18 protein-coding genes are annotated in these 19,571 nt (G+C 64.6%); 3 read left to right on the top strand and 15 right to left on the bottom strand.

Annotated features, from left to right (window positions below; genetic code table 11):
- Window positions 1–170 precede the first annotated feature (170 nt).
- Entirely contained in the window at window positions 171–1,301 is a 1,131-nt protein-coding gene (locus LF599_RS17380) for an efflux RND transporter periplasmic adaptor subunit (protein ID WP_279521694.1), read from the top strand.
- Entirely contained in the window at window positions 1,301–4,549 is a 3,249-nt protein-coding gene (locus tag LF599_RS17375; protein ID WP_279521693.1) for an efflux RND transporter permease subunit, read from the top strand. The genes LF599_RS17380 and LF599_RS17375 overlap by 1 nt, the downstream gene beginning before the upstream one ends.
- A 192-nt stretch (window positions 4,550–4,741) precedes the next feature.
- On the opposite strand, the gene LF599_RS17370 is transcribed toward LF599_RS17375, so the two are convergent.
- Together LF599_RS17370 and LF599_RS17365 are read right to left on the bottom strand one after the other, a co-directional pair.
- A complete protein-coding gene (locus LF599_RS17370) occupies window positions 4,742–6,139 on the bottom strand; it encodes a peptidase U32 family protein (RefSeq protein WP_279521692.1) in 1,398 nt (465 codons plus the stop codon).
- 93 nt (window positions 6,140–6,232) lie between these two features.
- Window positions 6,233–7,093: a PHP domain-containing protein gene (locus LF599_RS17365; protein ID WP_279521691.1), complete on the bottom strand. Its 861-nt coding sequence runs from the start codon at window positions 7,091–7,093 to the stop codon at window positions 6,233–6,235.
- Window positions 7,094–7,226: 133 nt separating this feature from the next.
- Here LF599_RS17365 and LF599_RS17360 point away from each other — a divergent pair, with 133 nt between their 5' ends.
- The gene (locus LF599_RS17360) at window positions 7,227–7,415 is read left to right on the top strand and encodes a Trm112 family protein (protein ID WP_269940463.1); all 189 of its coding nucleotides are present in this window, start codon (window positions 7,227–7,229) and stop codon (window positions 7,413–7,415) included.
- Window positions 7,416–7,798: 383 nt separating this feature from the next.
- On the opposite strand, the gene LF599_RS17355 is transcribed toward LF599_RS17360, so the two are convergent.
- The 13 genes from LF599_RS17355 to LF599_RS17295 form a co-directional block, all read right to left on the bottom strand.
- Window positions 7,799–8,464, bottom strand: a complete 666-nt coding sequence (locus LF599_RS17355; RefSeq protein ID WP_269940464.1) for a hypothetical protein — start codon at window positions 8,462–8,464, stop codon at window positions 7,799–7,801.
- Window positions 8,465–8,785, bottom strand: coding sequence for a hypothetical protein (locus tag LF599_RS17350; protein ID WP_269940465.1), 321 nt, complete (start codon window positions 8,783–8,785; stop codon window positions 8,465–8,467). It lies immediately after the preceding gene.
- On the bottom strand, window positions 8,778–9,737 hold the full coding sequence (locus LF599_RS17345; protein ID WP_279521690.1) for a metallophosphoesterase family protein: 960 nt from the start codon (window positions 9,735–9,737) through the stop codon (window positions 8,778–8,780). The genes LF599_RS17350 and LF599_RS17345 overlap by 8 nt, the downstream gene beginning before the upstream one ends.
- Window positions 9,727–11,085 (bottom strand): AAA family ATPase, encoded by a 1,359-nt coding sequence (locus LF599_RS17340; RefSeq protein ID WP_279521689.1) that lies wholly within the window; start codon window positions 11,083–11,085, stop codon window positions 9,727–9,729. Before LF599_RS17340 ends, LF599_RS17345 begins: the two co-directional genes overlap by 11 nt.
- A gap of 29 nt (window positions 11,086–11,114) precedes the next feature.
- Window positions 11,115–11,633: a C-GCAxxG-C-C family protein gene (locus LF599_RS17335; RefSeq protein ID WP_269940467.1), complete on the bottom strand. Its 519-nt coding sequence runs from the start codon at window positions 11,631–11,633 to the stop codon at window positions 11,115–11,117.
- Window positions 11,634–12,395, bottom strand: coding sequence for a tRNA1(Val) (adenine(37)-N6)-methyltransferase (locus LF599_RS17330; RefSeq protein WP_279521688.1), 762 nt, complete (start codon window positions 12,393–12,395; stop codon window positions 11,634–11,636). It lies immediately after the preceding gene.
- On the bottom strand, window positions 12,392–13,936 hold the full coding sequence (gene murJ, locus LF599_RS17325) for a murein biosynthesis integral membrane protein MurJ (RefSeq protein WP_279521687.1): 1,545 nt from the start codon (window positions 13,934–13,936) through the stop codon (window positions 12,392–12,394). Before murJ ends, LF599_RS17330 begins: the two co-directional genes overlap by 4 nt.
- 172 nt (window positions 13,937–14,108) lie before the next feature.
- Window positions 14,109–14,927 carry a bifunctional DNA-formamidopyrimidine glycosylase/DNA-(apurinic or apyrimidinic site) lyase gene (mutM, locus tag LF599_RS17320; RefSeq protein ID WP_269940470.1) on the bottom strand — a complete coding sequence of 273 codons (819 nt, stop codon included), beginning with the start codon at window positions 14,925–14,927 and terminating at the stop codon, window positions 14,109–14,111.
- 229 nt (window positions 14,928–15,156) lie between these two features.
- Window positions 15,157–15,870 carry a DUF6125 family protein gene (locus LF599_RS17315; RefSeq protein ID WP_269940471.1) on the bottom strand — a complete coding sequence of 238 codons (714 nt, stop codon included), beginning with the start codon at window positions 15,868–15,870 and terminating at the stop codon, window positions 15,157–15,159.
- A 63-nt stretch (window positions 15,871–15,933) separates the two neighbouring features.
- The gene (locus LF599_RS17310; RefSeq protein ID WP_269940472.1) at window positions 15,934–16,410 is read right to left on the bottom strand and encodes a hypothetical protein; all 477 of its coding nucleotides are present in this window, start codon (window positions 16,408–16,410) and stop codon (window positions 15,934–15,936) included.
- Entirely contained in the window at window positions 16,411–17,652 is a 1,242-nt protein-coding gene (locus tag LF599_RS17305) for a ChaN family lipoprotein (RefSeq protein WP_279521686.1), read from the bottom strand.
- A gap of 175 nt (window positions 17,653–17,827) precedes the next feature.
- Complete coding sequence (locus LF599_RS17300) at window positions 17,828–18,463, bottom strand: cyclase family protein (RefSeq protein WP_279521685.1); 636 nt, start codon at window positions 18,461–18,463, stop codon at window positions 17,828–17,830.
- 11 nt (window positions 18,464–18,474) lie between these two features.
- A complete protein-coding gene (locus tag LF599_RS17295) occupies window positions 18,475–19,521 on the bottom strand; it encodes a tRNA dihydrouridine synthase (RefSeq protein WP_279523119.1) in 1,047 nt (348 codons plus the stop codon).
- Window positions 19,522–19,571: the final 50 nt, after the last annotated feature.

The following is a 19,571-nucleotide window of genomic DNA, read 5'->3' as shown; positions in this document are numbered from 1 at the left end:
GCACCTCCTTTTTTTTGTACGCAAACTAAATAGGCACGTTTATCAGGCCGTCAAGACTGCCTGTGGAAAAAATCCGATCCCGCGTCTTTCCCACTCCTCCGGCCACTGTTTTCCCGCCCTCCCATCTTGACCGTGGCAGGAGCGAGGGGTTGTATGTTATGGACGGGTTCATGAGAAAAATAATCCTGAACATATCGTCATTCATCGTAATTCTCGGCCTGCTGGGTGCCTGCGGCCAGGACGCGCCCATGACCGTAAAAAAGGGCGCGGGATACGAACCGGCGGCCACAGCCACGGCCGAACGCACGGTGCTGCCGCGCCTGTTCGACGCCGTGGGCACGGTGCAGGCCAAGACGGACATCCGCGTGGAAGCCCAGGTCACGGGACGTGTGCTCGAAGTGCTTGTCCGGCCCGGCGACCGGGTGGACAAGGGCGCCCGGCTGGTGGTGCTGGACAGCCGCGCTTCGGAGACCCGGCTGGACCGTTCCCGACAGGCGGTCTCCTCCGCAAGGAGCATGGCCGCCCAGGCGCGCGATGCGCTGGCCTCCGCCAGGGCCGCGCACACCAAGGCCGAATCCACCTACCGGCGCATGAACCAGCTCTTCGAACAGAAAGTGGTCACGGCCGAGGAAGTGGAAAAAGCCGAAGCCGCCTACCTTCAGGCCAAAGCCGCCCTGAACCAGGCCGAACAGGGCGTAGCCGCCGCCGAAGCGCGCGCCCGCGAAGCGGACAAAGTGGTTCAGGAGGCGGAGATTTCCCTGGGATACACGACCATCACCGCCCAGGAGCCGGGCGAGGTGGCCAAACGTCTGGTGGAGCCGGGCGACCTGGCCTTTCCCAACAAGGAACTGCTCACCCTGCATACGGGCGGCTCCATGCACCTTGAGGCCATGGTCCGCGAGGCGCTCATAGGCCGGATCAAACTCGGCGACAGCCTGTCCGTGGTCATCACCGCCCTGAACGACAAGGAGCCGCTGACCGGAGTGGTCCAGGAGATCGAACCCCTGGCCGACCCCGTGACCCGCTCCTTCCTGGTCAAGGTCCGGCTGCCGGAACGGCCGGGGCTGTATCCCGGCATGTTCGGCAGGCTGCTGGTGCCCCTGGGCGACCGGGAGACCGTGCTGGTGCCGCGAGAAGCCGTGCGCCGTGTCGGCCAGCTTGAAACGGTCATGGTCAAATCAAACGAAGCGTGGCAGCCGGTCTACGTGCGCACCGGCGAGAGCGTGGACGGCAAGATCGAGATTCTGTCCGGCCTGTCCGGCGGCGAAACCGTGGGCCTGTCCCGGGAGGAAGTCCGCTGATGCAGCCCGATCAATCCAGGGTCCGTGGATTTCTGCCGTCCATCGTCCGCTATTTCCTGACCTCGCAGATGTCCGTCATCCTCGCGCTGGCCTCGCTCCTGGTGGGCGCGGCGGCCATCATGGTCACCCCGCGCGAGGAAGAGCCGCAGATCGTGGTGCCCATGGCCGACGTCCTCGTCCAGGTGCCGGGAGCGTCCGCCGAAGAGGTGGAAAAACTCGTGACCACCCCGCTGGAACGGCTGCTCTGGCAGATCGACGGGGTGGAGTACGTCTATTCCACGTCGAGCAAGGACCAAACCGCCGTCACCGTGCGATTCCATGTGGGCGAGGACCGCGAGGACTCGCTCATCAAGCTCCACAACACCATCCTCAAAAATCAGGACCTGGCTCCCTCCATCGTGAAGAGTTGGGTGGTCAAGCCGGTGGAGATCGACGACGTCCCCATCGTCACCCTGACCCTGCACGCGGAACACGGCTTTGAAGACCGCTATTCCGACTTCGACCTGCGACGCATGGCCGAAGAGCTGTTCCATCGGCTGGCCGAGGTGGAGGACGTCTCGCGGGTGACCCTGCATTCTGGCCGCTCCCGCGAGGTGCGCGTGGAGTTGCATCCCGACCGCATGGCCGGGTTCCACGTCTCGCCCCAGGAAATATCCCGCGCCCTCAAGGGTGCGGACAGCTCCCTTTCCGCCGGACATTTCGTTTCCGGCGACAACGACACCCAGCTGGTCAGCCAGTCCTTCCTGCTGTCGGCCGAAGACGCGGCCTCCCTGGTGGTGGGCGTGTTCGATGACAGGCCTGTCTACCTGCGCGACGTGGCCGACGTGATCGACGGCCCGGCCGAGCCGACCAGCTATTCGCGCATCGGCTTCTCCGATCTGTATATGGCCGAACGCGGCCTGGACGCGGAGCACGCCTCCCGGCCCGCCGTGACCCTCGGCCTGTCCAAAAAGAAAGGCGTCAACGCCGTGGGCGTGGCCGACGCGGTCATCGAGCGCGCACGCCTGCTGAAACGCGACGTCCTGCCCGAGGGCGTGACCCTGACCGTGACCCGGAACTACGGGGCCACGGCCCACGCCAAGGTCAACGACCTGCTCTCGTCGCTGTTCTTCGCCATCATCACCGTCGTCGCCCTGCTCGCCTTCACCCTGGGCTGGCGCGAGGCCCTGGTGGTCGCCCTGGCCGTGCCCATGAGCTTCTCGCTGGCCCTGTTCGTCAATTATCTCTTCGGCTACACCATCAACAGGGTGACGCTTTTCGCCCTCATCCTCTCCCTGGGGCTGGTGGTGGACGATCCCATCACCAACGTGGACAACATCCAGCGTCATATCCGCATGGGACTGCGCGATCCCCTGGAGGCCACCCTGGCCGCCGTCAAGGAAGTCCTGCCCCCGGTCATCCTGTCCACCCTGGCCATCATCGTTTCCTTCGCGCCCCTCTTCTTCATCACCGGCATGATGGGTCCGTACATGGCCCCCATGGCCGCCAACGTGCCCCTGACCGTGACCTTCTCCACCCTGGCCGCCCTGACCGTGGTCCCGTGGATGGCCTACCTGCTCCTGCGCAACCGCAAGACCGCCCCGGACTCGGACAACACCGCCGCCGAAAGCAAGACGGGCGCGCGACTGCTGCGCTGGTACAGCGTGGCCATCACCCCGTTCCTGACCCGCGCGCGCAACCGCTGGCTGCTCCTTTTCGGCATCCTGGCCGGGCTCGCCCTGTGCGGCGTGCTGGTGCTCCTGCGGCTGGTGCCGCTCAAGATGCTGCCCTTCGACAACAAAAACGAATTCCAAATCCTCGTGGACATGCCCGAAGGGACCACCTTGGAAAGGACCGACCGCGCCGTACGCGACTTCGAGGCCTACCTGCGCACCGTACCCGAAGTGACGGACTTCATAACCTATGCGGGCGAGCCCTCGCCCATGGACTTCAACGGGATGGTCCGCCACTACTACTGGCGCGAGCAGCCCAACCTCGCGGACATACGCGTCAACCTCAGGGACAAGTCCGAGCGCGACATGCAGTCTCACGCCATCGGCCTGCGCCTGCGCAACGACCTTCAGGCCATCGCCGACCGAAACGGCGTGCGCATGAAGCTCATCGAGGTCCCGCCCGGACCGCCGGTCATAGCCACCCTCACCGCCGAGATATACGGCCGCCCCGGCATGGCCTATCAGGACTTCCTCGACGGCGCGCGCCACGTGGAATCAGTCATGAGCGAACTGCCCGGCCTCGTGGACCGGGATGATTCCTCCGAAACCGACCGGACCATGTACGACTTCGTCCTGGACAAGGAAAAAGCCGCTCTGCACGGCGTGACCACCGCCGATGTGGTCGATACACTGCGCCTGTCCCTGTCCGGCTCCGCCCCGGCAAACGTCCACTTGCCCCACGAACGCCAGTCCCTGCCCGTGCGCCTCGTCCTGCCCATGCGGCTGCGCACCGGCCCCGATCCCCTGAGCGAGCTGCGCATGAAGACCGCCTCCGGGGCCATGGTTCCCCTGGCTGAGCTCGGCTCCTTCCGCAGGGTCCCGGCCGAGCAGCCCATCTACCACAAGAACCTCAAGCGCGTGGCCTACGTCTATGCCGAAACCGCGGGCGTCCCGCCGGGCGAAGCGGTCATCGACCTCCAGTCCATGCTCAAGAAGGACCCCGTACAGCCGGGGCTCACCACGCAATGGGCGGGCGAGGGCGAATGGAAGATCACCCTCGACGTCTTCCGCGATCTGGGCCTGGCCTTTGCCGCCGCGCTGGTCGGCATCTTCATCCTGCTCGTCGGACAGACCGGCTCCTTTGTCATGCCCGCCCTGATAATGTCCGCCATCCCCCTCACTTTGCTCGGTATCCTGCCGGGATTCTGGCTGCTCAACCTGGTGGCGGGCGGCACCGTGGACGGGTTCAACGACCCGGTCTTCTTCACCGCAACCTCCATGATCGGCATGATCGCCCTGGGCGGCATCGTTATCCGCAACTCCCTGGTGCTCATCGAGTTCATCCAGGGCGAAACAGAAAAAGGCGCACCCCTCAAGGAGGCCATCGTCCGATCCGGCGCAGTGCGCATGAGACCCATCGTGCTCACCGCGCTCACCACCGCGCTGGGCGCATGGCCCATCACCCTGGACCCCATATTCTCGGGGCTCGCCTGGGCGCTCATCTTCGGTCTCGTCGCCTCGACCCTGTTCACGCTGGTCGTCGTGCCAAGCGGCTATTACGCGCTGTATGGAAAGGAAAAGGAAGAAGAACGGTAAACAATCCAGACTGGGGAAGTCCCCTGCCCCCAACGCTCCGCAACCGGCGAAGCACCGCCTAAACGTCTGGGAGATTTTCAAGAACCCTCTCAAGAGGGTTCTTGAACCGTTGGAGACGCCCGGTCGGCGAAGCCATCCCAGCCAGTCCGGCTCAGACCGGCCTAAGCCCGCCGAACCTCCGGCCTCCCAGGACTAATCGATCCGATTCATTTCCCACGGCTTGCGCAGAAAGAATCCAGCCTTGATGTCGGGGTGATCGCAAATGAGAACGGCACGTTGGCCGGGGTGCGAGACGTCGACGCCCTGATTCTTTTCGTCCACGAGGGCGTAGTCCTTGGCGGCGATGGCGGGCCGAAGCAGCCCGGGCACGAGGATTTCGACGGCTTCCGAGGCATCCCAGCGCGCCTTGGTCTGGACGAGCCAACGGCCGGAGGCCAGCGGCGCGAGCACGCGGGCGAGCACGGGGCGTTTTTCGGTGTCGTCCGGCGGCAGGGCTATGGCGCCCCGGTTGGCCGGATCGAAAAAGCCGGTGGTCAGGGGCCTGGAGGCCGCGTTGACCAGCTCGTCAAGGTAGATTTCGGGCTGAAAACGACCCGTGGCCGCGTGGGTAAGAGCGGTCTTGTAGACGTCCACCACCTGGGCGAGGTAGGCGGAACTCTTGGTGCGTCCCTCAATCTTGAGGGAGGCGACCTTCATGCGCCGGAACCACTCGATGTAGTGGAGCAGGCAAAGGTCCTCGGCGGCGAAAAACTTGGTCCAGCCGTCGGTATCCAGGGCGGCGGACAAGGCGCGGTCGGCCGGGGGCTGAGAGATGGGGCCGTCCTTGTCCGGAGAGGAAAAAGCGAAATCCTCGGGCGCGTCAAAGGAAAACTCCTCGGTCAATCCGGCGGAATATTCGCGAATCTCCCAGAGATTTTCGCCGGGCCGGGTACGCTCTTCAAAAGAAATGGAGGTGGGCCGATACTCGTAGCGGCAGGGGTGGGAGCATTGGCCGAGATTGCCGGGCCGGTCGTTGAGCAGCGCGGACATGTAGCAGCGGCCGGACACGGCCATGCACATGGCCCCGTGCATGAATACCTCAAGCTCCATGGTGGGCATCTGCTTGCGGCAGGCGTCGAGCATCTCCGCCAGCTCGGCGGAGCGCAGTTCGCGGGCCACGTTAACGCGCTTGGCCCCGTTTTCCCGCCAAAAACGCACGGCCTCCACATTGGAGGTGTTGGCCTGGGTGGAGATATGCACCGGAATTTCGGGAAGCTCGCGCCGCAGCAGCCGGATGACGCCCGGGTCCGCGGCAATGACGGCGTCGGGCCGAAGCTCGCCGAGAAAATCAATCTGCTCGCGCAAGGCGTTCATGTGGGACTGGCGCGGGTAGACGTTGAGGGTGTAGTAGACCTTGACCCCGGCCTGATGCGCGAGGTGAATGGCCCGCTCCAGGGCCTGACGGTCGAACCCGCCCGCTCCGGCGCGCAGGTTGAGACCCTCGCCGCCAAGGTAGACAGCGTCCGCGCCATAAAGGATGGCGGTCTCCAATTTTTCCATGTTGCCTGCGGGGGCGAGCAGTTCCGGTATGAACGGGCTGGTGTCTGGCATGGGCGCAAAGTACCTGATGGGGGTTCGTTTCGCCAAGGGGAATATTGAGCCTGACCCGTTCCGGGTCGCGCCCGGGAACGCAAAAAGGGCGCCCTAGACGGGCAGCCCTTTGGATCGGCGATCTTCCTTCATCTTTTCAAGAACTTCGTAGGGGATATTCAGATTGCCCCGGCCCACGCCGAGCTTGATTTCCGGCTTGTTGGCTCCGTGAAAATCCGATCCGCCGCTCTTGAGCAGGCCGAGCCGGTCCGCCATTTCCCCATAGGCCTTGGTGTCGGCCTCGGAGTGTTCGGAGTAAAAGACCTCCATGCCGTCCAGACCAAGTTCCTTGAGACGACGGATCACCTTTTCGGTCTCCGGATAGTTCAGCCTCAGGGCGAACGGATGGGCCAGAATGGAGGTGGCTCCGATGTCGGAGAGGAGGGGAAACGCCTGCTCGGGCGTAAGCTTGCGCTTGGGCACATAGGCCCTCCCGTTGTCGCCGACCCAGACCCGGAACGCCTCATCCATGGACGAACACACGCCAAGCGCCATCAATTCCTGGGCGAAATGCGGGCGGCCGATGGTTCCGGTGGCGCGTGCCGCCACGGCCTCATAGGAAATGTTCACTCCAAGGGTGCGCAGCTTGGCCACGATCTCGCGGTTGCGGTTGGCCCGGCCTTCGATGACCCAATCCAACGCCTTCTGGAGTTCGTCGGCTCTTTCCGGCAGCCACAGGGCGACCACGTGAATCCAGCCCGCGCCTTCCGGGGATTCCAGGCTCAACTCCGTGCCGGGGATGACCTCGACCCCGAACCGCCTGCCCGCCTCCATGGCCTCGGCCACGCCCTGAAAGGTGTCGTGATCGGTCACGGCGATGGCGTCCAGGCCGCTCTCGGCGGCCAGCCGAACCAATTCCGTGGGCGTCAGCGTGCCGTCCGATGCCGTGGTATGCGTATGCAGATCTATGCTCATGGCTGTGCTTCCCTATTTGGTTTCAGGTTGCGCAAATGCGAACGGTACAGCCTCTCCCTCTTGAGGTAAAGGCCGGGTGGTTGCCAATTCCCTCCTCCGAAGCTATTCTCCGCCACATCCAAAGGAGAACGCCATGCCTCTCGAAAAAGAACTGCTCGACATCCTGGCCTGCCCCAAGTGCAAGGGCGCGCTGACGCTCATGCCCGCCGGAGACGGTCTTGCCTGCCCCGCCTGCGGGGTGGTCTACCCGGTCAAGGACGACATCCCGATCATGCTCGTGGACCATGCCGTCCCCGAAAAGGACTGGACCGGCTCCAAATAACCGCGTCGGAAAACCCGTCCACTCAAAAGCGCGCCGTGCCCGAAAAGGGGTGCGGCGCGCTTTTGGGTGGACGCGCCAACCTTCCTCCCACGGTGAAAAAAAGACGCAAAAAAAGTGCGCTGACCGGATTTCCCGGCGGTCCCTGGCCTGGTCGGCCTCGGGGGTCCATGCGCACACTATGCTTTGCGGGAGCGCGACTCGGTTCGCTGTTTTATGGTTTCGAGAGGTTTAACGGGTGGAATCCTCCTTTAGGGTTGTCTGCCGTATATGTCATGGGGCCAATCCCTTGCGGGCCTATCCCTTATGGCCATCTTTGGCACTATTAAGATAAGCACCAGAACCGGATTGTCCAGAGGGTAACCGCCGAAATCGGACGGCAAAGGCTATTTGACGCGCTTGACCGCTGCTCCGGCCTCACGGTCCGGAACCAGCTCGAAGATGCGGTCGGCGGACCCGGCAAAGAGGTCCAGGGGATGATGGCTGATGACCAGGAGCTGGATTTCCAGGCGGGCGGCGATTTCCTGAATGAGCTTCATGAATTTGGGAATGAGGCCGGGCTTGAGCCAGCAATCCTGCTCGTCGAGGACGAGGAAAGGCCGGTGGCCCGCCTCGGGCAACTGGGACAGGGCGATGAGCCGCAATCCCACGGACAGAATGTTGCAGACCGAGCCGCCCTGGCCGGTCATGATATCCTCGATCTCGTCCTCGCGGCCCTGGTTGCGGATGAGGAAATGGATCTGGAGCCGATTGTTCTTGACCTCGCGCTCGGTGACCACCACCCGATCCTGGCCGAGAATCTCCCGAATGGCGTGGGTCAGGTTGGCCTCGACCTCGTCGAGGATGCGCCCGAACAGGGCGGTGGACAGTTCTTCGAGGGTGTCCCGCGCCCGGGGAGCAAGGTCCAGGAACTCGCACACCCCGGCCAGCTCGCGGCGAACGCGGCCGTGCTCGGCGTGCAACTGCTCGCCAAGTGCGGACAGACGATGCAGACGGCCCTCGGCCCGGCGGCGGTCCTGGCGCAGTTCCCTGAGATCGTCGGACAGACTCACCTAGTCGCCCTCCACCGCGTTTTCCACTTGGGCGAGATCGGCCTGAATCTGTTGGACATGCTTGCGGTATGCAGCGACAACTTCTTCATTTTGCGTCCGTTTTTCCTCAAGAAGCTGTTGCAGTTCCTTGAGGTCGCTGGTTCCGTATTCGGCCTCGGCCTGTTTTTTCAGGGTTTCCAGTTGATGGGTGAGCTGGGCCACGGCCTCTTCGGTGCGCACCTTGCGGTCGCGCAACTGCTCGTATTGACGCCGCAGGTCGTTGAGTTCCCGCTCCACGCGGGCATCCCGGGCCGTTCCGGTCTGGTTGGAGTCGTTATTCACCGCTTATGACCTCCTCGTAGAGTTCCCAGATGAGCTTGCCTTCCGGGGTTTCGCTGCTCAGGTTCTCGGTCAGGAACTGCTTCAGGCCCGTACCCTCGTGGGTGCGCTGCCAGGCCAGCCGTTCCAACCCTTTGATGAAATTGGATTCGCCCTCAAGCTCCTGCTCCTCGGGGGGCAGCTCCTGATCCGGAAAGACCTGGTCGAAGGCGAGATGCGGAATCACCCATTTTTCCAGCTCCGCGCAGCCGGGCGTCCAGATGGCGGCGGCAGGCTCCCGGGCCATGGACCGACGGGTGAAGGTCAGCCGGGTGATGTTGCCGGGGTTGGCCCAGGTGGTCCGCCCCTTGGTCACCGTGGGCTGGGGCCGATGGATGTGGCCGTTGATGACCCAGTCGATGCCCGGCAGCTCCTTGATGGAGTACGCCTTGTCGATGAACTCCGGGAAACGGATGTTGTGATGGGTCAGCCAGATCACGGTCTCCGGGTCGTCCTCACCGCGCTCGTAGGACTTGGGCAGGGGCGAACCGTCCGGGCTGGCGCAGACCAGAACCGGGCCTTCGTCCGTATCCAGCACGAACTGCGGCCCCTCCTCCTTCATGAGCCGGACCACGCCCGCCGTCTCCAGCACGGCCAGGGACACGTCGTCCGTGAACCGCGACTGGTACTTGTCGTGGTTGCCCACGAGAATGTGCACGGTCCTGTCGCCCGTGCGGCCGCCGAAAAGCCGGATAAGCTCCACAAGCATTCTGTTGGAGTTGTCGCGGGGCCAGTGGAAAAGATCGCCGAGCAAAACCGGGGCCATGGACAGCTCGTCGGCCCGCTCCAGGCAGGCGGTCAGCTTGGCCAGTATCTGGTCGAGATAGCCTTCCAGCCGCTGGCCCGGCGGATGATCCGCCAGGTGCGGGTCGGCCACCAGAAACAGGCCCTTGGCGCGAACGTGTTCAAGACTCATGGCCGCACCCGTGATCCAGGAAACCGTCGGTGGTCAGATCGCCGCCGCAAACCGGGCAGCAGCCAACGGCCTTGATGCGTTCGTCCATGGCGGCCACAACGGCCGACAAATCCCTTTCCAGACCGTCCAATTCGGCCTGTCTGGTTGAAAATTGTTCCTTGAGGCCGCTGATTAGCGACACGACTTCGCCGAGTTTATCAAGCGGCTGCGGCGCGGGCGGCTCGGCAACGTGCCCCAGACTTTCCGTCAGGCGGGCCAAACGGGCGGAGCGGGCGCGCAGGATGAGCAGTTCATCCACCACGGCGGCCAGCTCGCCGGTGTCCGCCGGGTCCGGCAGCTCGGACAGACCGGCCAGGACAGTCCGCCGGGACGAGGCCGAGCGAAGAATAGCCCCGGTGTCGTCCAGCTCCCGAATGAGCCTATGCAGGGGAGCCGCGTCCTCGGTCCGGGGCGGCGCGTCGAGCCCGGTCAGGGCTCCCGCGGCACTGCCCGCGCGGCCGAGTTGCGTCTCCACCGATGCCATGGCCCCGATATGCCGTCCGAGACGGTTCACGTCCTCGACCTCGGGCGGGGCCTGGATTCCATGAAGCGCCGCGCCAGTGGACCGCTCGCGGGCAAGCCGCCCGTCCAGGGACAGGAACTCGGCCAGGGCCGCTTCAAGGGCCGGGACCTCGCGCTCCAGCCGGGCGGCCTCGCGGTCCAGCTCCTCGATCCCGTCCATGCGCAGGGCCAGTTCGGGCAGGGGATCAAGCCGATCCAGGTCGGCGGCGATACGCGCGACCTGACCGTCCAGCCCCTTTTCCTCCCGCTTGGCGTCGCGCACCCGAATCTTGAGGGCGTTCTGCATGGCCAGCAGGTGGGCGGATTCAGTGGATGCGGCGAAAAACTCGGCCATGACCGAATCGGGCTGATTGAGCAGGAACACGGGGTCGCGCTGGTTGCCGAGATGCACGTCCACCGAGTCCTTGCGGGTCTCAAGCTCCACTCGATCGAGCCGCAGGGCCCGGGCCACATCCTCGGGTACCTTGCCCTGAAGCTTGTGATACTCCTCCGGCTCGTCCGCTCCCGGCGGCCATAGCTCGTATTTGGCCCACCGCTTGGTGCGCACCCAGGCAACCCTGGTCCCGTCGTCCACCTCCACCTCAACGCGGGCCTCCTTGGCCCCGTGTCTGATGTAGAGGGCGGGGTTGGGGCTACGCGCCGGATTGGTGGCCAGGCAGCGCAACGCCTCCACCACAGCGGACTTGCCGGTATTGTTGGAGCCGGTCAGGATGGTCACGCCAGGCCCGAGCTCAAGCTCGGTATGCTCGTGAGCCATGAAGTTATCGATAATGATTTTATTAATCATGCCACCAATAATATTGCTTACCTTTGGCTTTACGATGCCGCCGCGCAAACGACCGCAAGTCCCGCCCCGATTTCGGGACAGTCGTCCTCCTCGGGAAGGTAGCCGTGTTCACGAAGAATGGAAAGGGCGGCCTCGGCCCCGAACTCCACGATGGTCCGGCAATATTCCCGCACGTTATCCCGGCGAAAACGAACCATGTCGTCCGGATTGTTGAAATCGCACCGAATCAATTCATAGCAGTTGGACGACCCGAACCGCTGCTGGAACCGGGAACAAAACTCCTGAACCAGGGCATAACACGCCTCATGGTCCTCGCTCATCTCGCTGCGCCCGACATACAGGCCCATGCCCATGATCGCGCCGGCCAACACGCCGCACTGGCCGCAGGAGCGCGACATCCCGCTGCAAAATCCCGTCACCGCGCAGACCACGTCCCGATAGTCCCGCCCTCCGGCATCGGCGATCACCCGGGCCACGGTTTCTCCGCAAAGAAATTTATTTTCGCCGAAAAGCTCGGCGACCCTCTTCTCCACAAAATACTTGGACATCTACTCGCTCTCTTTAGGGTTGCAGGCCAAAAACGGGCAAAACTCCAGAGCCTGTTCGCTCAACCGGGTGTTTCGCCCCGTTCCCTCATGCAATATCAGCGGCGGTTCGACGCGCAGCCCGAGCGAGGCCGCTTTGACCGCCTCCACGAGCGCCATGCGGGGCTCCTGATCCACCTTGCCGTGCACCAACCGCAAACGCTTGGGGGTCAACCCGGCCTCGGCCAGATCGGCCATGAGCTCGGGCAACCGCTCGGGCAGGTGCACGAAGGCGAACCGTCCGCGCGTCTTCAGGGCCACGGCCGCGCACCGGGCGAATCCGTAAAAGGAGCCGGACGCCTCGAACCGGGCCGTCTTCCGCTGTTCACCGCAACTCTCCCGGCCTTTGCCGAGCTTGCGATAGGGAGGGTTGGCCACCACGAAATCAACCACCTTGTCCGGCCGCCAATCGGACACGTCACCCTGCTCTATCCCCATCTTTTCAGCAAGATGCAGATTGGCCGCATTTTCCCTGGCGGCCTCTACGGCCTGCGGATTCAGCTCCACCCCGGTAATGGTCGCGCCGGGCTGCCGGAGAAGCACCCCAAGGCCCACGACGCCGCAGCCGCACCCCAGGTCCAGGCCGGTCTGTCCCCGGGTCACGTTGGCGAAACAGGCCAGAAGCAGCGAATCCAGGGAAAAGCGATAGCCCCCCTCGGGCTGAACCAGGCCGCGCGGGAAATACTCGCGCCGCTCAAGAATGGCGTTGGTATCCAAAGCGGTCATTTCGTCCCCGCCAGCTTGCGCCGCACCCGCGAACGAAGCATGTCCGCAAACAGGCGAGCCTCTTTCAGCCCCAGGGCCAGAGCCAGGAACATATAAACCGCGACCCAGGCCGGAATGAGCAGAACCCACCACGGCTGCCAGCCCGTGCTGTAGTATGCGCCCCCGCCGATCAGGGCCGAAAGCAGGAGGATGCGGACAGCCGACCACAAAGGCATGAGGGATACGCCGCGCCTGCGGGTGAGCAGAACGTACAGCAGAACGAAATTGAGCAGGGAGGAGGCGCTCACGGCAAGGGCCAGACCCACATGCGCCAGCGGCTGCATGAGCGCCACGCCCAGCCCGACGTTGACCGCAAGGCAGAGTACCGCGATCTTGACCGGGGTGCGCGTGTCTTCAAGGGCATAGAATCCGGCCACCAGGGGACGCGACAGGGCGATGAAGGGCAGCCCGACCGAGTAGGCCACCAGCGCGTGGGCCGTGGCCGTGACAGCCTCGGCGGAAAAGGCCCCGCGCTCGAAGAGCAGACCGATGACCGGGGAGGCCAATCCTATGAGCCCGGCCGCGGCGGGAAGACTGATGAACAGCGTCAGGCCGAGGGAGGCGGACAGGGCCTCGTCGTATTCCCCCATCTCCCCCCTTGCCGCCAGCCGCGACAGGGACGGCAGTGCTGCCGTGCTGATGGCGATGCCGAACACCCCGAGCGGAAACTGGACCAGCCGGTCGGCGTAATAAAGATAGGACACCGACCCCACGGGCAGGAACGACGCCAGCAGGGTGCCGAGCAGAATGTTAAGCTGGTACACGGCCGCGCCGAAAACAGTAGGGAGCATGAGCATCCCCATGCGAGCCACCCCCCGATTGCGCCAGGACCACGGCCCGCGCCAGGAAAACCCGGTACGCGAAAGAAACGGCTGCTGGAGCAGCCATTGGGCCGCGCCGCCGACGAGCACGCCCCAGGCCATGCAATAGGCCACGTTCAACCCGGCGAAATAGCCGAACAGGGCCGAGCCGATAAGGGCCAGATTCAGGGCCACCGGGGCAAGGGCCGGGGCAAGAAAATGATTGCGGGAATTGAGAATGCCCATGCACAGGGCTACCCCGCAGATAAGCACCACATAGGGGAAGCAGATGCGCACCAAATCCACGGTGACGGCGAACTGTTCGTGATTACTCAGGAAACCCGGGGCAATGGCCATGGTCAGCGGACGGGCCAGCAACTCGACCACCACGGTGATCCCGATCAGGATTACGGCCAGCCAGATGGCGGCGGACCGCGCCATGGCCTGGGCCGCCTCCTCCCCTTCCTCTTCCAGAAGCCGCGAGTGGATGGGGATGAAGGCCATGGTCAACGACCCCTCGCCGAAAAGCCGCCGGAGCAGGTTCGGGATGCGAAAGGCCACGAAAAAGGCGTCGGCGAACAACCCGGCGCCCAAAGCGAAAGCCACGATGATGTCCCTGAGAAACCCCAGGATGCGCGAAACCAGGGTCGCGCCCGCCACCACCGCCGCGTTCCGCGCTATGCGCCTGCCGTGATCGCTCACTTGGTCCACCGTCCCGTAGCGGTTCGTCGCTGTTCGTTCTTTTGCACAGGGTAATCTCTAAATAAAATTCAGAAAATAATGCTTTCAGTCGAAATTGGGAACACGGTTATGCACACGACCCCGATCCTGTCTTCGCTCCCCGGCTTCCATTCGCCTCGCGATCGGCCCGGCCTCATCGCCGCCGCTGACAGGCCGGGCAGAAGGTCGAAGTCCGGCCCGCCACGGTCGTCGCCTGCAACGTCCCGCCGCACTGTTTGCACGGATGGCCCTTGCGGCCGTAAACGTTGAAGCTGTTCTGAAACGCCCCGGCGTCGCCGTGCGCGTTCACGTAATCCGAAATGGAGCTGCCGTTCTCGGCTATGGCCTGCCGAAGCACGGCCTGCAACTCGGTGAACAGCCGCACCGCCCTGGCGCGTCCCACCCGGCTGCCCCTGGTCTCGGGATGGATGCCCGCCCGAAACAGGGACTCGTCCGCATAAATATTCCCGACACCGGCCACGACCGACTGATTCAGCAACAACGCCTTGATGGCGCAGTTCCGTTTCACCACCCGTTCGGCCAGGACCTCGGGCGCGGTCTCAAGCGGCTCCGGCCCGACCTTGAGCAGGAAATCCCAACGCTCCAACTCGCCCGCCGGAAAGCAGCGCACATAGCCGAACTTGCGCATGTCCGCGAAGGACAGAAGCGACCCGTCGCTCAAAAAGAACAGAATCCGATCGTGCTTCTCCGCGACGCGCTTCGGCCCGTGCACCACCCGGCCGGTCATCTTCAAATGAAAAGCCAGGGTCGAACCGTCGTCCAGATCGGCCAGCAAGACCTTGGCCCGACGCCGCACCCGCTCGATCTCGCGCCCCACCACCTTGGGCACCAGCGTCTCGGCAGGCTCACTCAAGCGCGTCAGGCCCGGCACCTCCACGGACTCGATCCTCAGACCCGCGACATCGGCGTTCAAGCCGCGCGCAATCACTTCGACTTCAGGTAGTTCCGGCATGGTTTGGTGAGTACCCGAAATCCGCCCGGGTGAAAAGCGTCCGACGTGCTGGCGATGTGAAGGAAGGACCTCGACGGATAAGCCGGGGGCGCTGCCCCGGACTTTCCGAAACTTTTTAGTCGCCTTCGGCGAAGGGAGAGGTTTTTTCCTTTTTTGGGGGAGGGAAGTCCGATGGGGTCTGTGCGACTTGGACAGGTGAGGACAGCGGCCTTTGCCGCGCCTCTCCCCGCTACTCTTCGACCAGAGTGAAACGCCAGGCGCAGGCCCATTCCTCGGGGTGGGGGTCGGGCGGACAGCCGATGCATTCGCACCGCAGGCGGGGATCGATCTCCCTTGCAAAGCCGGTGTATTCGGCGATGCCGCCGGACTTGCACGGATAGTCGTCGAGTCCGCGCCGTTTGCGCGCGGTCTGCACCCGGCAGTCGGTCATGCGGAAGATCAGGGAAGTGTTGGTCTCACCGGCGAACTCCCATTTGTTGAGACGGCCGTACATGCGCGCGGCGAGTCCGGCCTTGAGAGCGGGAATGCCGCCGCGTTCGGGGAGATGAAGGTTGGCCTTGGCGCGACGGGCCTCCAGGGGCGCGAACCGCGTCCAGCAGGTGTCGTTGACCCGTTTGGCCGCGTCCATGCCCGCCAGTTTCTCCACGGCCTGAAACCAGACCCCGTCGGCGGCCAGCCACCCCGTGCGCAGGGCCTGCGCGGCCCGATCCAACGCCGCCGGGTCCGCCCCGGCGAGCAGCCCGCCCGGCTCCCGGCCCAAAGCGCGTTCGAGCTTGTCCGTCAAAATCGCCTGGAGCCGGTCACCGGCCTGGGCCTCGGCGTCAAGAGCCGTGTCCAGCCCGAGTTGATGCACGCTTTCCGCCAGCCACAGTCCATAGTGCGCCGCCAACTGCCGGATGATTCCGGCCAGAGCCTCGACATTGTCCGCATTCGTCCCACTCACGACAGCCTCCGGGTTTGCGCCAGCACTACACGGAAACGGCCCATTGAGGCAAGGGACGGACGGCTAGAGGCAAAGCGCATCGAGAAAGGCCGCTTCGTCGGCCGGGGACGCGCTGACCCACCAGACAAGGTCGCCGGAACACCAAATGAGGTGCACCTGCCCCATGCCGGTGAAACGGTAGACAGCCGTGCCGCCGTGGTTGATCCGGCCGGGGCTCTTGAAGGGCGACTGAGGATTTTCGAACATCTTGTGGACCATGAGCCCGGTCTGGCGGCGCGCCTCGGTATCGGAGGATACGCGCGAAACCCAGACCTCGGCGGGTCGTTCCCCGCTCCGGGCGTAGCGCGCCACGCCGCTGGCCTCGGCCACGAGAGCCTTGCCGTGCAGACGGTCCACCTCGGCCTGGGCATCCCGGCCGGTGGCCAACTCCACGCGGCGCAGATCGCCCACGGCGTCCGGGAACAGCCCGGACAGATTGTCGGCCAGTGCGGGCGCGGCCAAAAGGAACAGACAGAACAATGCGGGGAGTATTCGGCGCATCTACTTCGCCTCCGGTTTCGGTTTTTCGGGAGCGGCCTTGGGCCTGGAGCCGGACTTGCCGAGCTTGCCCATGTCCACGGCGAACGTCGCGTCGCCGCGCCGGACGGAGAAGACCAGCGGTTCGTCGGCATCGTGCGCCTTGGTCCCGGCCAGGTGCAGATTGAACAGCCCTTCGAGAGCGACGCCCGACGCTTCGGTCAGCAGATCGCCGGGCCGCAGCCCCGCCCTGTCCGCACGCGAGCCGCGCGCCACGGATTCCACCAGAATGCCGTCGGTCTGCGCGGCCAGGGTCATGCCCATGCGCGAACGGTAGGTGTCGGGCGAATAGAAAAACAGGTCCCCGGCCTCGGAATCGAATCCGCCGCCGCGCCACGGCATGACGGTCAGGATGCGGGCCGCCGGGTCGAACCAGCGGATGCGCTTGGCGATGCCCCAGCCGTATTCGACATGCCCGGCCCCGGCCACCACCAGCACGGGCCAGTCATATTGCCTGCGCAACCGCACCGCCTCGGCAGCCATCTTGGAATCCCAGATGGACTGGACCAGATAAAACAGCTCTCGCTCCCGGAGGTCGTTCGCGTCCTTGTTCCTGTGCAGGGTCATGACCGCGTCCAGAAAGGCGCGCTGATCCGTGGCGGGCGGCACGATCTCCTTCGGCAACAGGGCCTTTTCGGCGTCGGTCAGACTGTCGAGCCCTTCCCTTGCAATTTTGCGGGTCACGGCGGAAGGCGCGTTCAGACCGGCCACGGGCACACCGTTTTGCTTGGCTATGGCGAAAAGACCGCGGAACAACCTGAAATCATAACCCCAATTTGCGGACCATTCCAACTCGCCGGGCAGGGCGTCCAGTTCCACCTGGCCCTTGCAGAAATCGTCCAGCTCCTGCTGCTTGTCCACGGCGACCATCTCCAGGCCGAGGGACAGGCCGTCGCCGTTGTCCGACAGAGCTTCGAGCAGGGCCTGCTGCACCTTGTGGTCCACCGGGTTGCGATGCCCTTCACCGATAAGGATGTAGTCATACCCCCGCGCCTCGGCCACGACCTCCGCAAGGGGCATGGGCGCGCCGGTGTTGGAGATGAAGTCGCCCTTCTGCGGCAGAAAGGTCACGGAGAGGGGCGGCGTCATCATGTCCGACTGGGTCCCGGGCGCGGTCCGCACACAGGCCCCCAGGGCCAGGAGCAGGCCGGACAGGCAGAAACACAGGACGCGGGTCGACGCGGGTCGTTGGGCATTCTCGATCATGATTCCCTCATTGCTTGCCGGATTCGGCGGGCCGGTTCCCGTTCGCTCTTCACGGGCCGGGCGGCTCAAGCCGTCCCGCGCCGCGTTGCGCGGCCGTGAATTTCATGACCGCACATATACCCGCCCCGGGCACGGCAGGCAACCAACTGCAAAAGCCCGCACTTTCCCGCACGCCCTACAGCGCGATCCCCACAGCCCGGCAGGGCGAGGCTTCGCCGTCCATGACCTTGAGGGGCAGACAGCAGAATATGAAGCTTTCGGAAGGCAACTCCCCGAGGGCGGCGAGGTTCTCGACGATGGCCAACCCGTTGTCGAAAAGAATGCGGTGCGCGGGCAGGTCCGAGGAATCCACGGGATCGGGCGAAGGCGTGTCCAGGCCGACGCCCTTGAGGCCGAGCCCGGCAAGGAACCGCGCGGCAGTCTGGGTCAGGACGGGGTAGTCCCGGTAATAGCGGTCAGTGTCCCAGTGCCGGTCCCAGCCGGTGCGAAGCAACGCGAAATCGAGACCTTCCACGGCCGCCAGGGGCGCGAGATCGGACTGATCGATGACCGGCCCTTCAAGCCGGGTAAGGTCGGCCACGGCCCCCCATCCGGTAAAATTGTCCGGCCCGAGCCAGTCCAGCGTCGGGGCCTCGATGAACAGGTGCGCGGCCACGTCCACATGGGTCCCGGCGTGCGACGGGAGCGTCAGCATGGTCTGGGCGAAGCCGTGCTTCTTGACGAAATGGGTGCGGCGCACGTTGGGCGGCTCGTCGCCGGGATAGACGGGCATTCCCGTGCGGATGGCGTGGCTGAGATCGATTGTCTGCATGGTCCCCTCCGTCAGATGTTGAAGAGATTCAGGTTGGGCTGTTTGACGAGCTGTAGTTCGGGCCGGATGTGCTCCCGTGCGGCGGCCCGTATTTCGTCCATGGACTTGGCCTTGAGAAACCAGGATTGCAGGGCATGGCCGAAGGTGAAGTTGGCGGCGAAATAAATGGTGAACAGCTTGTACCGCTTGAGCGCGCGGACCGGGTCGAAGTGATGGTCCAGGGCGTCGGCCAGCCGCAGGGCGTAGTCGCGGAAGATGGTCTCGGGCGGGACGCGCCGCGCGGTCCATTCGGCGAAGAGCCAGGGCCGGGCGATGGCCATGCGGCCCACGGAGACCCCGGCGCAGCCCGTGGTTTCAAGCATGTCGAGGCAGTCTTCCGGGGTGGTCACGTCGCCGTTGCCGAAGACCGGAATTGAGACCGCTTCGGCGATGGATTTGATGTGACCGCGCACGGGACGGCGGGTGCGCTTGTCCGGGGCCACGCGCGGATGGAAGACCAGGCAATCCACGCCCGCGTCCTCGAACCGGCGGGCAAGCCGCACGGCGGGTTCGATATCCGGGGTCCAGCCGGTGCGGAACTTGACGAACAGGGGAATGGAAATGGTCCGGCGCACGGCCTCGACCACGCGCAGGGCCGCGTCGGGGTCCTTCAGCAGGGCCGCGCCCGCGTTCTTCTTGACGATACCGGAAACCGAACAGCCCATGTTGATGTCGAAGCCGAAGAAACCGCAGTCCTCGACGCGGCGGGCAGCCGGGATCATCTCCTCCGGGGTGGCCCCCGCCACCTGGCAGACCAGGCGCGGCAGCTCCTCCTCACGCCAGCGAAAGACCGGCGAGATGCGCGGATTCTCGGTGGGCACGCTCTTGGCCCCGCACATCTCGGTGAACATGAGTCCGCACCCGCCGTATCCGTCCAGCACCTCGCGGAAGGCGACATGGCCGAGCCCCGCAAGGGGCGCGAGCCAAAGGCGGTTGGCCACGGTTTTGCCGCCGATCGCCAGCGGCCGGTCAAGTCGTCGGGCCAGGTCGTTTCCGAGGGATTCTTCGATAGTATGCATCACGCCCGAATCTGCCTGGATTCAGGCCCCTGTCAAGTTGCTTTTTTATA

Origin of the sequence: Pseudodesulfovibrio thermohalotolerans, assembly GCF_021353295.2 — a bacterium.
GTDB classification, from domain to species: domain Bacteria; phylum Desulfobacterota; class Desulfovibrionia; order Desulfovibrionales; family Desulfovibrionaceae; genus Pseudodesulfovibrio; species Pseudodesulfovibrio thermohalotolerans.
Note: the sequence above shows the minus strand (reverse complement) of the source record. Positions and strands in the feature narration are given on the sequence as shown.